Source organism: Acinetobacter bereziniae, assembly GCF_016576965.1.
Taxonomy (GTDB): Bacteria; Pseudomonadota; Gammaproteobacteria; order Pseudomonadales; family Moraxellaceae; genus Acinetobacter; species Acinetobacter bereziniae.
This window is the reverse complement of sequence record NZ_CP066119.1, coordinates 2,523,428-2,537,892: the sequence shown is the minus strand read 5'-3', so window position 1 is coordinate 2,537,892 and position 14,465 is coordinate 2,523,428. Positions and strand designations below refer to the sequence as shown.

The 14,465-nt window shown below is 37.3% G+C and carries 13 protein-coding genes; 7 read left to right on the top strand and 6 right to left on the bottom strand.

What is annotated here, in order from left to right; translation table 11 throughout:
- Positions 1-14 precede the first annotated feature (14 nt).
- The 4 genes from I9192_RS12020 to I9192_RS12005 all read left to right on the top strand — a co-directional run bounded on the left by I9192_RS12020 (position 15) and on the right by I9192_RS12005 (position 3,462).
- Positions 15-1,097, top strand: a complete 1,083-nt coding sequence (locus tag I9192_RS12020) for a LysM peptidoglycan-binding domain-containing protein (RefSeq protein WP_005031861.1) — start codon at positions 15-17, stop codon at positions 1,095-1,097.
- Positions 1,098-1,110: 13 nt separating this feature from the next.
- Positions 1,111-2,007: a tetratricopeptide repeat protein gene (locus I9192_RS12015; RefSeq protein WP_005031859.1), complete on the top strand. Its 897-nt coding sequence runs from the start codon at positions 1,111-1,113 to the stop codon at positions 2,005-2,007.
- Between the two features lie 275 nt (positions 2,008-2,282).
- Complete coding sequence (locus I9192_RS12010; protein ID WP_005031856.1) at positions 2,283-2,738, top strand: hypothetical protein; 456 nt, start codon at positions 2,283-2,285, stop codon at positions 2,736-2,738.
- A 274-nt stretch (positions 2,739-3,012) separates the two neighbouring features.
- A complete protein-coding gene (locus I9192_RS12005) occupies positions 3,013-3,462 on the top strand; it encodes a hypothetical protein (RefSeq protein ID WP_005031854.1) in 450 nt (149 codons plus the stop codon).
- A 159-nt stretch (positions 3,463-3,621) separates the two neighbouring features.
- Here the strand turns inward: I9192_RS12005 and benE are convergent, their stop codons facing one another.
- From benE to catA, 6 genes are all read right to left on the bottom strand, one after another.
- Positions 3,622-4,848 (bottom strand): benzoate/H(+) symporter BenE, encoded by a 1,227-nt coding sequence (benE, locus tag I9192_RS12000; RefSeq protein WP_005031852.1) that lies wholly within the window; start codon positions 4,846-4,848, stop codon positions 3,622-3,624.
- A gap of 59 nt (positions 4,849-4,907) precedes the next feature.
- Positions 4,908-5,693: a 1,6-dihydroxycyclohexa-2,4-diene-1-carboxylate dehydrogenase gene (locus I9192_RS11995; RefSeq protein ID WP_005031849.1), complete on the bottom strand. Its 786-nt coding sequence runs from the start codon at positions 5,691-5,693 to the stop codon at positions 4,908-4,910.
- Positions 5,694-5,719: 26 nt separating this feature from the next.
- The gene (benC, locus tag I9192_RS11990) at positions 5,720-6,736 is read right to left on the bottom strand and encodes a benzoate 1,2-dioxygenase electron transfer component BenC (RefSeq protein ID WP_005031848.1); all 1,017 of its coding nucleotides are present in this window, start codon (positions 6,734-6,736) and stop codon (positions 5,720-5,722) included.
- 95 nt (positions 6,737-6,831) lie between these two features.
- Positions 6,832-7,341 (bottom strand): benzoate 1,2-dioxygenase small subunit, encoded by a 510-nt coding sequence (benB, locus tag I9192_RS11985; RefSeq protein WP_004830546.1) that lies wholly within the window; start codon positions 7,339-7,341, stop codon positions 6,832-6,834.
- Positions 7,338-8,738, bottom strand: a complete 1,401-nt coding sequence (gene benA, locus I9192_RS11980) for a benzoate 1,2-dioxygenase large subunit (RefSeq protein ID WP_004830548.1) — start codon at positions 8,736-8,738, stop codon at positions 7,338-7,340. Before benA ends, benB begins: the two co-directional genes overlap by 4 nt.
- A 76-nt stretch (positions 8,739-8,814) precedes the next feature.
- Complete coding sequence (gene catA, locus I9192_RS11975; RefSeq protein WP_005031842.1) at positions 8,815-9,735, bottom strand: catechol 1,2-dioxygenase; 921 nt, start codon at positions 9,733-9,735, stop codon at positions 8,815-8,817.
- Positions 9,736-10,015: 280 nt separating this feature from the next.
- On the opposite strand from catA, the gene I9192_RS11970 reads away from it, so the two are divergent.
- The 3 genes from I9192_RS11970 (at position 10,016) to I9192_RS11960 (ending at position 14,451) form a co-directional block, all read left to right on the top strand.
- Positions 10,016-10,939, top strand: coding sequence for a LysR family transcriptional regulator (locus I9192_RS11970; protein ID WP_004830550.1), 924 nt, complete (start codon positions 10,016-10,018; stop codon positions 10,937-10,939).
- Between the two features lie 798 nt (positions 10,940-11,737).
- Complete coding sequence (locus I9192_RS11965) at positions 11,738-13,102, top strand: MFS transporter (RefSeq protein ID WP_004830551.1); 1,365 nt, start codon at positions 11,738-11,740, stop codon at positions 13,100-13,102.
- A 77-nt stretch (positions 13,103-13,179) separates the two neighbouring features.
- Positions 13,180-14,451: a DcaP family trimeric outer membrane transporter gene (locus tag I9192_RS11960; RefSeq protein ID WP_010591548.1), complete on the top strand. Its 1,272-nt coding sequence runs from the start codon at positions 13,180-13,182 to the stop codon at positions 14,449-14,451.
- The last annotated feature ends 14 nt before the right edge of the window (positions 14,452-14,465 follow it).

Here is a 14,465-nt window from a genome sequence, read left to right as displayed (position 1 = left end):
AGAAGGCTAAGTTTATGAAGTTTGAAGTGTTTTTTAATGATAGATCAAAAAATCCAGTTGATGGTTTACGTTATAGAATTTTGGTTCTAAATAATGAACAAAAAAATACAAAAAGAATATTAGTTGACTCAATTACAAGGAATGGTAAAGGAAAAGGAGAAATGCTAGTTGGTATAGAAAAATTAATTTTTGAAGTAATGGGATTCCCGACGCCATATAAATCATGGACAGAAATAGGTTGTTTTTCATATAATAAAAGAATGGGTAAAGATGAAAAAAGAACAATAACAGTAAATGTCCCGTCAATAATAATTAATACAAAAACATTTCCAAAACAAGAAATAGCTGGTAGTTATGAAAGGAGAACGCGTGTTCTAAATAAAATATTAGATAAGGATATTTATTTATATCCTAGTATTATAAAGCATACAGTTAAATCTGGAGAAAATTTGGCTATTATTGCAAAGCAGCATGGTGTATCTATTGAAGACATAAAAGCGAGAAATAATGGTATTAATGTTAATACTATTAAAGTAGGGCAAATTATTATCATAAAAGATGAAATAGATGCTAAAAGGCAAGAATTAGCCGACCACAAAAAATATAAGATGTATATAAAAGAAAAGTTTGAGGTCTCTAAAAATAATTCAAAAGTTATATTAAAAATTGAAGAAAAGTCGAAGGGTACTCAACTCATGTATGTAAACTTTTCTGGTGCAATTGCTGCTGTTATTGGTGCTGGGGCTAGCATACAAGTTGGCGTTGCAAGGACACCTTCTGGGAAATGGGGAGTATTCGTTGCTCCAGGAGTTTCAGCAGTACAAGGTACTCCTTCTCTTTCTATAGAAGGTGGGTATTTAATTAGTGAAGCTACAAGTTTAGATGATTTGAAAGGGTTTGGTTATAGTATAAATGCTAATGCTTATATTCTTCTAGGAGGCTCAGGAGTTGTTGGAGCAGGACTAACGCCAGAAAAGTTATACGAGGGTAAATTTGATGAGGGGACAACGCCTATGGTAGGTGCTGAGACTGGTGTTGGAGGTGGTTTTAATGTACAACACAACCTTAGCTATACTTTTGTTATTCCTTTAAATTAAGCTTGGAGAAAAAATGAAATTTTTGTATGTATTAAGCTTATTTGCATTTTTTACTATTACTGGATGCGAGGCAAAAAGAGAGAGCGGTGTTCAAGGTATTAAGTCAGCTATTAACATTCAGGAATTTAAAGAAATAGTAGAAAGTAGTGATGAGATTAAACAAAAAAAATTATTCCAAAAAATACAGGAGTATGCTGAGAATAAAGACGCTAACGCTCAAAATTTATTAGGAGTTGTGTATGAAAATGGATTTTTAGGACAACATGAAGATATTAAAAAAGCTATTCATTGGTATAAAAAATCGGCTGATAATGGTAGTGGAATAGCTGAAAATAATATTGCTAATCTTTATTATAGAGGGCAAGGAGTAGAAAAAAATGATGAACTTGCTTATAAGTTTTACAAAAAATCAATGGGGAAAAATACTCCAGAAGCTATAAACTCGATTGGGCTTATGTACTTTAATGGTGCTTTTGTGGTTGCAGATAAAAAACAAGCATGTGACTATTTTAAAAAGTCTGCAGATTTAGGATATTATTTAGGAGAGTCAAATGTAGCGAACTGTTATTTAAATGGTTGGAATGGTTCGATTAATAAAAATAAATATTTCGAATACTCTTTGAAAGCTGCAAAAAGTAATTATTCTCCATCACAGTTTAATGTTGCGGTAATGTATGCGAAAGGTGAGGTTGTAGATAAATCTATTTCTAAATCAATATATTGGTATGAGAAAGCTTTGCAACAAAATGATCCTAGAGCTGCTTATAATTTAGCATCATTATATGAAGATGGTAATGATGTTGAAAAAGATATTAGGAAAGCATATAGATATTATGAGTTAGCATATGAAATGGGTTTAGGGATTGCAAAAGATAAAATGGATGAATTGAAAAATAAAATTGAGCGATAAGTTATATTGGCAGTTTATTTTAAGAGTGGTTAACACTGCGATAAAAATTATTGTATTTTTAAGTTAGTTAAAATTTTGGATTATTGATATTAGTTCCAGTTGAATCTGGCTCTTTTTTTTGAAAAAAAGAAAGGTTATATTTGATTTTATGAAACTTGGTCTTTTTTGTTGAGTGGGAATTGATGAATATTTCTAAAAATAAAATATAAATTTTGTTAACCTAATTTTTAAAATGTGTTGATTTAAAAATATTATATTCTGATGAGGTGCGTTCAATGAGATTTTTATTTGTAATCATTTTTATATTTAGCGTTTGCACTGTACAGGCTAAAAATGATATTAAATATACTGGTTACGAGATTGGTAATAGGTATAAATTATTACAAAGCTTTATTGTTGATTATGAGGTTGAAAATGGAGGTCCTATATTAGATGGTAAGGTAAGTATATATAAAGCTAATAAGAATGAATGTGTTCTTGTTTCAAAAATTGATGGTGATTCTGGAGTATATGGTACAGAAACCATCTTATATTTTTATAACTCAAAAGTTTTATATGGATACTATGTAAATTACAACTATATATTTTTAAATGGTGAGGGTTCTATTAAATTAAATAAGGTAAATTATGAAAACCCTGAAAGTGAAAATTCACTGATTAAGTTGAAAAAAGAATTTAGTAGGTACATAAGTAATATTAGTAAAAATACTTTAAGAAAGTGTTCTAATTAATTAAAATTTTTTCTGTTTACCTACTCCCATTTGGAAGATGGTAAATTGCATTTGGGTTCCAAGTCTGATACTAAAAAAATATAGAAATTTTAACTATGGTAGCTCAAATAGCATCGAATTATGATTTGTAATGGGGAGAGGCATGGGAAAAAAGGGCGATCATTATTTTTAATTATATCAGAATGGCAAGACTTGGCGTATTTTAAAGCTACAGCTTTTGTAATTAGGAATAAGTAATTATAAAAAAATAACTTTTTAAAAAGATGACTTTATTATGATTCTAAGAATTTGCATAGCCTTAGTGTTTTTTATAACTATAAATGTCAAAGCAAAAGATAATTTACTTACTGGTGAAGAAATCAGTAAAAAGTATAAAGTAGTACAATCATTAAATATTCCAGCAAATTATGATAACGGTATGGTATTAACTATGTATGCACATATTTATAGAATTAATGTTGCGCAATGTGTAATTGTTTCAAGGTTAGATAATGAATCTAATTTTGGAGGATATGAAAGTATAGTTTATTTTAAAAAAGGAGTAATGTTGAGAAGTTCACAACAAGAATTTGCTTCTATTTTTTTAGATGATGATGCTAAAATTAAATCAGATCAAATAAAATACGGAAATTATTTAAATGGAAAAGAGGTGCAAATAGGTTTAAAAGAAAATTTTATAGAATATAGGAAAAAATTTAATAAAAAGACTTTAGCAGCGTGTTAATTTTTTAATGTTATGATTTTTTTTAAATATTGCGATAAAATAAAAAAAGCAATGAATAACTCAATACATAGAGTCCACAACAATATTTTATTTAAAAAATAATATAAAAACCCCATCTAATCAATGAGGCTTTATAACAAGGTTAAATGAATTTTTACTTTACTGACTCGGTGTAGAATCCTGAACTGGCATTGGAGTCTGAACTTTTGACTGCTTAGGCGTTAACAGTAAATGACTGATCATTCCAATACAAATACCCCAAAAAACCGAACTAAACCCTAAAAAGTGCATTCCAGAAACCGTAGCGAGAAATGTAATTAAGGCGGCATCTCGCTGAGAATCATCTTTCATAGCAACACTCATATTGGTTGCAATTGCCCCTAACAATGCCAATCCCGCAAGTGCTGCAATCAGTTCTTTCGGTAAAATACTAAAGAGCATGACTAGGCTACCTGCAAATAAACCGCCCAGAATATAAAAAATACCATTGGCGATACCTGCAATATAGCGTTTTTCTTTAAGCTCATGAGCATCTTTACCTGTACACAGTGCAGCTGTAATTGCAGCAAGTACAATGGTGATTCCACCTGTGAATGCAACTACAATCGAGGTGATGCTTGCGACAGTTAAAATAGGTTTTGCAGGAGTTTGATAACCACTCAGTTTTAAAATAGCCATACCGGGTAAAAACTGCCCAGTTAAGCTGACAATGGTGAGTGGAATCGCAAGGTTTAGTGTAGAAGACCATGTCCATTCAGGGTAAATCATATGTGGAATCGCAAGAGAAAAATCCATTGCAACAGGTTGGATTTGTCCTAGACTGAAACTCAGTACAACACCTGCAATCAGTACCCAGATAATGGCATAACGGGGAGAATACCGTTTTGCCAATAAAAAACAAATCAGCATACCAAAGACAAGATAAGGCATGTGATCCGTGGCTTTAAAAAGTCCCAGACCAAACTGAAAAAGAATGCCAGCCATCATACCAGCCGCCAGTCCTTGAGGAATCCATTTTAAAAGTTTATCAAAGGAGCCAGTGATGCCGATCAAAAAAATAATCACTGCCGATGTGATATAAGCAGCAACGACTTCATTTAATGAAATATGCGGGAACAATGCCACAAGCAATGCTGTTCCAGGCGCAGACCATGCTGTAATAATTGGGGTTTTAAACTTAATGGATAAAATAATACCCGCAATCGCCGCGCCAATCGAACTACCCCAAATCCATGATGCCATCATGGAAGAAGAAACGTTGGCTTGTTGGGCGGCTTGAAAAAAGATAATCATGGGTCCCGCATAAGAAATCAGTACAGCTAAGAACCCAGCGACCGTTGCGGAAATTGACCAATCTTGCTTAAGTGTTTTTAACAGGGTTGCCATTGGGCAAAGCCTCCATGCGATGAATTCAATGTTCCTGTTGCATAAAATGGGCGATCAGTTTATCCCTGATCACCACCACCGACAGGAACAATCGTACCAGTCATATATGAAGATTCATCTGATGCCAAAAATAAAATGGCATTAACCTGTTCTTGGATCGTGCCATATCGTCCCATAAACGTCCGATCTATGGTTTGCTCAACGACATCCTGCATCCATTTTTGTTCGTTTTCAGTCAATGCTGCGCTATTGCGTGGTACTTTACGAGGTGGCGCTTCTGTTCCTCCAGTCGCCACAGCATTGACGCGTATTCCATCTTTGGCATGTTCAAAGGCGAGTCCAGTCGTTAAACCATTGACACCACCTTTGGATGCAGAATAGGGTACACGATTGATACCACAAGTGGCGATCGAAGAAACATTGACGATCGTGCCATGTTGATTTTTGATCATCTCAGGTAAAACTGCACGACAACACCATAAAGTCGGAAACAATGAACGATTCACTTCTTTGATAATTTCCGCTTCAGAAAATTCCTGAAAAGGTTTCATCCAGATTGCACCACCGACATTATTGACCAAAATGTCGACTCGTCCGTAGCATGTAATCGCTTTGCTGATGACGGATTCAGCACCTGCAAAGGTTTCTAAATCTGCTAGAATCGTGACACCTTTACCCCCAAACTGTATGATTTCTGCCAGTACTTCTTCGACATAAGCCGAGCGATCTGCCATAACCACTTGCGCACCTTCGGCAGCCATTTGTAATGCTACACCACGTCCAATACCTTGAGCGGCACCGGTAACAATCACCACTTTATTTTCAAATCTTTGTCTATTTGACATTTGCTCAGCTCCAAAATCAGACAAATTTAATTGGCTGAGAATTTTTCAAATAAGAAATTTGCAGGTTGAATACCTTCTTGATCTAACCATGTACGAACAGCTTCAACCATAGGTACAGGACCACAGAGATAAACGTCGACATCACCTTGATTTAACCAGTCATTTTCAATATGACCCGTCACATAACCTTTACGTTCATGTGTCGATTCTGGATGGGCAACGACTGTTCGAAATTCAAACCACGGTAACTTATTTTGGAGTTCATTGAGCTTATCTAATGCCACAAGATCAAAGTCATTGGTGACACCAAAAACCAAACGTACAGGCTGTGTTGAACCTTTTTCTTCCAGTACCTGCAACATGGATATAAAAGGAGCAATCCCCGTACCGCCAGCGAGCATAAGTACTGGGCGTACTACATTGCGAAGGTAAAAACTTCCAAACGGACCTGTAAACGTCATTTTATCGCCAGCTTTGGCATTGACACTTAAAAAATCACTCATTTTTCCATTGGGAACATTACGAACCACAAAGCCTGTTAAACGTTGTCCCGGTTTAGAGCTAAAAGAGTAGGAGCGTGTTTCATTGGTTCCTGGGATGGCAACGTTGACATATTGTCCTGCAAGGAAATGGATATCAGGCTGACCTTCATCCAATTGAATATCAAATGTAATGGTTGAATCGGACAGGTTTTCTACTCGTGACAGCGTACCTTGAAAGGCATGAATTTCAGTTTTGCATACTTCAGAAGAGGCTTGAATTTGAAAAACAGCATCCGAATTGGGTCTACATTGACAAGCTAAAATATAGCCTTGCTCAGCTTCTTCAGCTGTTAACGCATCTTCAATATAGCTTTCTTCAGGCATATCAAAAGTACCTGATTCACAAAAAGCACGACAGGTTCCACATGCACCATCACGACAGTCTAAAGGAATATTAATTTTTTGACGGTACGCTGCATCAGATAAAGTTTCACCTTGTGCAACAGATATAAAACGAGTTACGCCATCTTCAAATTGAAGTGCAACATTGTGGTTTGACATGGCTGGTGGTCCTATAAAAATCTTTAAACATTAGATTGCTGTTAGCCCAAATATGCTTGAGCTAGAGCGAATATCAGCTTATGGTGTCAACACAATTAGAGGTGATATATATCAATCACTTGATTGATGTAGTCATTTTTCAACACCACATATTTATTTAAAATCTGGGGTTGAGGACCTGAAAAGTCGATTTCGTAGCGTGACATTCCAAAGTAGCTATAACTGGTTTTGTAGCGGAAACTTAATGTGTTCCAATTAAAACGAACCGTGACTTTAAGTCCATCAGTAGCAACCACTTCAATATTATTGATGTTGTGACTGGTACGTGTATCGGGCATTGTTGCTGAAGAACGTTCGGTTTTGATACGGAAAACACGGTCTTCCAACCCTTGACGATCTGGATAGTAAATCAATGAAATTTCTGATTGCGGGTCTTCTGTAAGGCGATCATCATCATCCCAAGCAGGCATCCAAAAAGATGCAGTGGGTGCATAACATGCTAACCATTGGTCCCATTGTTCATCATCTAAAAAGCGGGCTTCACGGTAGAGAAATTGAGCAATATTTTCTAAAGACACTTGTTCAATAGGTGCTGTTGCATTCATGCGACTTCTCCTTGCGTGTTCACTTCTTTTTGAGCAAGTTGTTTTTCTGATTGGATAGCATGTTTCATCACCTCTAACCAGTATTGATGTTGTGCAAGATATAAACCTTCGTCTTCTGTTTTAATGCCACTGAGTTTTGGTTTTAAACCGATTTCATTGGCAGCATCGTCTGGACCTTGGATCCAATGCTTTGAACCTCGACACATATCATTCCATTCCAGTTCAATACCCGCATAACCTGCTTGGCAGGCACGGAACTCTTCGAGGTCGTCAGGAGTCGCCATACCCGATGCATTAAAGAAATCTTCATATTGGCGGATACGACGAGCACGTGCCTCTGGCGCTTCTCCTACAGGGGCAATACAGTAAATCGTGACTTCAGTTTTATTGACTGAAATCGGGCGAAGTACACGTATTTGTGATCCGAATTGATCCATAAAATAAACATTTGGGTAAAGACATAAATTACGAGAGCGTTCGATCATCCATTTCGACATGGGGGCGCCAAATTTTTCAGTATATTCTGCGGCTTTTGGATAGTTCGGACGATCTTCAGGATTTGCCCATTGGGTCCATAACAGCATGTGACCATGCTCAAAACCATAAGAGCCACCGCCTTGCTTACCCCATGCACCTGCACTCATGGCACGAACATTATCATTTTCCTGTTGTTTTTCTTTTCGTTGTTGGGTGGTTGCGGCATAGTTCCAATGTACTGCAGAGACATGATAACCATCTGCACCATTTTCAGCGGTAAGTTTCCAGTTACCATCGTATGTATAAGTCGATGCGCCACGTAAGACCTCTAAACCTTGATCAGACTGATCTACAATCATGTCAATGATTTTGGTTGTTTCACCAAGGAATGAAACCAAACTAGGTACATCAGGGTTTAAACTTCCGAAAAGAAAACCTTTATAACTTTCAAAACGCGCAACTTTTTTTAGATCATGAGACCCTTCTTGGTTAAAGCAGTCTGAATAACCTGCTTCACTTGGATCTTTCACTTTGAGTAATTTACCTGAGTTGTTAAATGTCCAACCGTGAAAAGGGCAAGTATAGGTTGCCTTATTGCCACGCTTATGACGGCACAACTGAGCGCCACGATGTGAACATGCATTGATCATTGCATTTAATTCACCATTGCGATTTCGTGCAATGATGATAGGTTGGCGACCAATATGGGTGGTGTAGTAATCATTATTGTTGGGGATTTGACTTTCATGTGCCAAATACACCCAATTACCTTCAAAAATATATTTCATTTCAAGATCAAATAGACTTTGATCTGTAAATACTGAGCGATGAAGTTTAAATTCACCTGTTTCAAAGTTATCAACCAAAAGCTCATCAATACGGTCAAGATGGCTGGTGTTTATCACTGGAATACGTGGCATGTTATTTCTCCGGCTTTCCAAATAAGATTACGAACCGAAATGTTGGGATTAAAAGCACTCGGTTCTATACGTATGATTAAGCGCTTGCGCGTCGACGAATGACTTCAGTCGATGGGGCTTGGTCTTGTGTCTGAATCAGTTGAATATTGAATTCAATCTTTTTAAAGGCTTTGTTCAAACCATAACGGGCAATCTCTGCTTCATCAGTGATGTCTACAGCAGTAGCCACCAGACCTTCACGTGTAGCAAAAGCAAAGTCATCCCAAAGGTATTGATCACCTTCAATATTGAATTGGGTGGTCAGTTTTCCATAACCTGGTGCTGAGACAAAATAATGCACATGTGATGGACGATTACCATGACGACCCAAGTGATTTAAAAGTGCCTGAGTTGTCCCTTGAGGTGGGCATCCATAACCTACAGGCATAGTCGTTTGAGCGACGTATTTGCCATTGGCATCGGTCAAAATGGTGCGACGTAAGTTAAAATCAGCTTGAGATTTGTCAAAAAAAGAATACGAACCTAAGCGATTGGCATGCCAAATTTCTACTTTAGCATTGGGAATGAGGTTGCCGTGGTGATCTGTAACTGTACCTTCAATCAATAAGGTATCAATCAGATCATCTTCAGAACCATCATCCATACGGGCGAAACCGATTGATTCTGGTGCGCCAGCAACATAAAGTGGACCTTCGATAGTACGTGGTGTTCCACCCGTAATGCCTGCTTTGGCATCGGCTTCATCAGCACGTAGATCTAAGAAATGCTCAAGTCCTAAACCTGCCGCCAATAGTCCAAGCTCATTGGCTTGACCTGCATCAGTAAAATATTCTAGTCCTTTCCATAGTTCAGTCTGGGAAATATCGAGATCATCGATGGCTTGAAAAAGATCAGCGACTAAACGAACCACAATTTGTTGAATACGAGGATTAACATTAGCTGTTGCTGTATCAATATTCATTTGCTTGACTAAAGCATCGATTTCTTGACGATTCATACTAAGCTCCTTAAGTATGAGTGGTTTGGCATCACATGCTGAATAAAATTTGCTTGCAACTTTGCTGCCCACTTTCCATGTTGTTGGCAACAAGACTTCTAGCTTAGACTGGTTTGTAAATTCATTTGGCTAACAGAATGTCATTCTTGGGTTGGCTTTGAATCACTTAAATTTTCAGTCTTGCTTTGCATCTTGCTTTTGATATACCTTAAAAGAATGAATGATCGCTGTCTAAGATCAAATTTGCATTTTTTTATATCTTAAAGGTATGGAGTTTGAGATGGAACTCAGGCATTTACGCTATTTTGTTGCTGTTGTAGAAGAACAGAGTTTTACCAAAGCGGCTGAAAAGCTTTATATTGCTCAACCCCCGTTGAGCAGACAGATTCAAAATCTTGAAAGTGAATTGGGTATCTCACTTTTTGAACGAGGAAGCCGTCCATTAAAAACCACTGAAGCGGGGCAATTTTTTTATCAACACGCCGTTAAACTTTTGTCTAATGCAGAAGAAGTCAAGTCGATGACCAAACGGATTGGTTTGATCGAAAAAACAGTCACCATGGGTTTTGTTGGCTCACTTTTGTACGGTTTGCTCCCTAAAATTGTTTATATGTTTCGACAACAGCAACCTCATTTAAAAATTGAATTGGTTGAAATGAGTACCAAAGATCAAATTCAAGCGCTAAAAGAGGGGCGTATTGATGTTGGATTTGGGCGTCTTAGGATTTCTGATCCCGCAGTTCGACGAGTTTTATTACGAGAAGAACCATTAATGTTGGCTGTTCATATTAGCCATCCTTTGGCTGATTCAAAAGGAACTTATTTTGCAGATATTGAAGATGAGAATCTATTTCTATACCCAAGCCATCCGAAGCCCAACTTTTCAACACAGGTTCGTCATCTTTTCTCTGAACATGGTCTAGATCCTAAAAATCTCAAGGAGGTCCGTGAGATTCAATTGGCTTTGGGTCTAGTTGCAGCAGGAGAAGGCGTATGTGTTGTACCTGAAAGTGCAAAAACCATTCAATTGCCGAATCTAATCTATATCCCCATGTTGGACAGCTCTGCAAAAAGTCCTATCTTTATGGCGATTCGTTGTATGGATGAAAGCGAAGATATTCGATCTTTGTTTGATTGTATTTATCAAGTTTATGATTTGGAAGGGTTTCAATATGACCGTGCGAGTTTTAGCATAATGGATTAAATTAAAAATATTTAGGGGCTGTGGACATTTCATAAATGGCTTGCGTTGTTGGTTAAAATTGAGCAGGCATGAGGAGTATACTCCGCAAGGAAATGAAGAGAATAGCGAGACTATTTTTAAGTTTCATAACGTAGTCTGAGATAATTTTAGCCACAACCCTTCGGGACTAGCGTGTTTTTTGGCACTTCGTCGTTCCCTTGCGAAACAGTGTTTCTCATTATTTAGAATGACTAAATTTCGTATTTCGCGCCTAGAATCGCCTAAAAAACACACCTAGTCGCAAACATAGACGAATTGTCCACAGACCCTAACCAAATCATCAGGCTTATTCGCATAATTCTCATTTGGATTGGCATTCCACCTAAAATCATCTGTTCATGCAAGCCTTCTCTCACTGGGAGAAGGGACTCTCATATTATTTTGTCTTCATTATTTTTGAATAAGGCAATCGTTATTCTAAAATATACAAATCGAGAATATTAATCGCTAAGCAATTAAAAAATGAATAATGGTTTATATATTATGTGAAAAGTAACATATTAAAAGTACACAATAAGCTTTTTGCTTTGCTTAATAAATCTAAAAACAGCCATTTAAAAGTTCAAATAAAAAATAAATGAGCAAAAATATAAGGCTGAATTATTTTATTCAAGCTTTTTAATCTATTGTTTATTCAAATAAAAACATTAAACCGACTTTTTAGGTATGGATATATATGTAATCGGTTTTGGACAAAAAATAGCGCTTACGCCATTGTCTGAGAAAACTTAGATGACGTTTCTCAGCAGGAGGCTGAATATGCAATTAAATATCAATCGGATTGTCGATGACGCAAAATTTACTCCATTCCATTGGGGAGTTTTATTGTGGTGTTTATCTATCATTATTTTTGATGGTTATGATTTAGTCATTTATGGCGTAGCTTTACCATTGTTGATGCAAGAGTGGGGGCTTACCGCTGTTCAAGCGGGAATGCTTGCCAGTACAGCACTATTTGGCATGATGTTTGGTGCGATGAGTTTTGGGACTTTGTCGGATAAATTAGGTCGTAAAAAAACCATTATGATTTGTGTGGCGATTTTCAGTGGATTTACTTTTTTAGGTGCTTTTGCATCAACACCAATTGAATTTGGGATTTTACGATTCTTAGCAGGTCTTGGAATCGGTGGTGTGATGCCAAATGTGGTGGCATTGATGACTGAATATGCACCTAAACGTATTCGCAGCACATTGGTTGCAGTGATGTTTAGTGGATATGCGATTGGTGGCATGGCTTCAGCATTATTGGGAGCGTGGTTGGTGGTTGATTATGGCTGGAAAATTATGTTCTACATCGCCATCATTCCTTTTTTAGCGCTCCCTTTGATTTGGAAATTTTTACCTGAGTCTTTGATGTATTTGACTCAACAAGAAAAAAATGACCAAGTCCGTGAGATTGTGCAAAAAATTGCCCCGCAACAAGATTTAACAGCATCCACTCAGTTTGTGCTGAATGAAGTCACTGCTGAGGATCAAGCACCATTACGTGCGCTATTTCAACAAGGACGTACTTTTAGCACCTTCATGTTTTGGATTGCATTTTTCATGTGTTTATTGATGGTTTATGCATTGGGCAGTTGGTTACCAAAGCTGATGATTCAGGCAGGTTATTCATTGGGTGCAAGTATGATTTTCTTATTTGCACTGAATATTGGCGGAATGGTCGGTGCAATTGGTGGTGGTGCATTGGCAGATAAATTTCATATTAAACCTGTATTAACCATCATGTTTGCTGTTGGTGCTATGGCACTCATTTTGCTCGGTTTTAAAAGCCCACAGGCTGTACTTTATACACTTATTGCGATAGCAGGTGCAGCAACAATCGGCTCGCAAATCTTACTTTATACCTTTGTTGCTCAATTTTATCCTGCGGCTGTTCGTTCCACAGGTATGGGATGGGCATCGGGTATTGGACGTATCGGTGCAATTGTAGGTCCAGTCCTCACTGGCGCACTGCTCACGTTTGAACTTCCTCATCAAATGAATTTTCTTGTGATTGCAATTCCAGGTGTGATTGCTGCAATTGCAATATTTTTAGTCAACTTAAAGGCTTCTGTCGAAAAAAATACAGTGCTTTCAGCAACTTCACCGCAACAAAATATTGTTGGCAATACTACAAATTAATCGATTTTTCAGCCTGAATCACGGAGATTAAGGCTGGTTCAAAATAATCAATCGTAGAGAATAGGATGCTTTCTACAATGAAAAAATTTAACTACAACGTCGTTTTAGTTTCAATCGGTTTGTTTAGTCTAAATATGGCTCATGCAGATTCACTTTCAGAAGTTGAACAATTAAGGAGTGAAGTCAAACAGTTGCGTGAAATGCTTGAGCAGCATCAGAAACAGCAAAATCAAGCTGTCCAACTGATACAAAATCAGCCACAGTCGAATCCGATAACAGCGACAAATTCATCAACATCATCCTGGTTAATACGTTCTAAAGCAGGCGCTGAAATGAGTCTATACGGCAATGTCCGTGCAGACTTGTTATATCAGTCAGAAGGCGGAAGTGCTGAGCGGCTTTATAATCAAATCAATACCGTTCCATTGAAAGGTAATAACGAAAGTAGTGATGTACTAAAATCAACCCTAGCAGCAACGCGCATAGGCTTAGATTTTAAAACCGCAGATCAGGATATAAATGCGAAAATAGAAGTTGATTTCTTGGGAGCAAATGATGCATTGAGGATTCGACATGCCTATTTTAATTATGGTTCATGGTTGGTTGGTCAAACTTGGTCAAATTTCGCAGTTCCAGATTATATGCCAGAAACGATTGATGCTTTGGGCTATGTTGGCGGGGCAGTAAAGCGTGATGCACAAGTCCGTTATACGCATAAATTTAATGCAGAAACTCAACTTGTCAGTGCTGTGGAGGATTCAAAAGATGCACTATCCAGTATGCGCTTGCCAGTATTTTCTACACGCCTGAATCATAGCTTTGCAGATCGTGCGGGGACTATGAGTTTAAGGGCAATGATGAGTCAAAAGCGTACTACAACCGATGATGAATTGGCATGGGGTGTGGGTGTCGGGGCAAAATATGAACTGAGTACAAAAACTACACTAAAAGCAGATTATTATCATGTGAAAGGAGACTCTAGTTTAGTGTCATGGACCAATGCTGGGTTTTCTATGGATGCCAACAAAAAAATCATGGCATTGAATGAATTTGACTCTATCACTTTGGGTGTGACTCAACAGTTTAATCCACAATGGCGTTCGACTTTGGGCTATGGTTATATGAAAGCTGATGAAAATCAGAAATATATCCAATATTTGAGTGATCCTACAAAAGCCAATAAGCATGTATGGCAGGCTTGGGCAAATGTATTTTATAGCCCGAAAAAACCATTAAGCTTTGGATTGGAATATGTCTATGGTGAGCGTCAAGCTTTTGCTGCTGGTGCAAATGGACAAGATACAGGAGAAGATAATCGTTTTAATGCAGTGGCAATGTATAATTTTTAAAGACTGAGTTTTAA

What these genes read in the sequence shown, in the direction of transcription:
- I9192_RS12005 (WP_005031854.1), top strand. Translation starts at nt 3,013, where the DNA reads ATGATTCTAAGAATTTGCATAGCCTTAGTGTTTTTTATAACTATAAAT.
- I9192_RS11965 (WP_004830551.1), top strand. Translation starts at nt 11,738, where the DNA reads ATGCAATTAAATATCAATCGGATTGTCGATGACGCAAAATTTACTCCA.
- benC (WP_005031848.1), bottom strand. Translation starts at nt 6,736, where the DNA reads ATGTCAAACCACAATGTTGCACTTCAATTTGAAGATGGCGTAACTCGT.
- I9192_RS11995 (WP_005031849.1), bottom strand. Translation starts at nt 5,693, where the DNA reads ATGTCAAATAGACAAAGATTTGAAAATAAAGTGGTGATTGTTACCGGT.
- I9192_RS12020 (WP_005031861.1), top strand. Translation starts at nt 15, where the DNA reads ATGAAGTTTGAAGTGTTTTTTAATGATAGATCAAAAAATCCAGTTGAT.
- I9192_RS11960 (WP_010591548.1), top strand. Translation starts at nt 13,180, where the DNA reads ATGAAAAAATTTAACTACAACGTCGTTTTAGTTTCAATCGGTTTGTTT.
- benB (WP_004830546.1), bottom strand. Translation starts at nt 7,341, where the DNA reads ATGAATGCAACAGCACCTATTGAACAAGTGTCTTTAGAAAATATTGCT.
- benA (WP_004830548.1), bottom strand. Translation starts at nt 8,738, where the DNA reads ATGCCACGTATTCCAGTGATAAACACCAGCCATCTTGACCGTATTGAT.
- benE (WP_005031852.1), bottom strand. Translation starts at nt 4,848, where the DNA reads ATGGCAACCCTGTTAAAAACACTTAAGCAAGATTGGTCAATTTCCGCA.
- catA (WP_005031842.1), bottom strand. Translation starts at nt 9,735, where the DNA reads ATGAATCGTCAAGAAATCGATGCTTTAGTCAAGCAAATGAATATTGAT.
- I9192_RS12010 (WP_005031856.1), top strand. Translation starts at nt 2,283, where the DNA reads ATGAGATTTTTATTTGTAATCATTTTTATATTTAGCGTTTGCACTGTA.
- I9192_RS11970 (WP_004830550.1), top strand. Translation starts at nt 10,016, where the DNA reads ATGGAACTCAGGCATTTACGCTATTTTGTTGCTGTTGTAGAAGAACAG.
- I9192_RS12015 (WP_005031859.1), top strand. Translation starts at nt 1,111, where the DNA reads ATGAAATTTTTGTATGTATTAAGCTTATTTGCATTTTTTACTATTACT.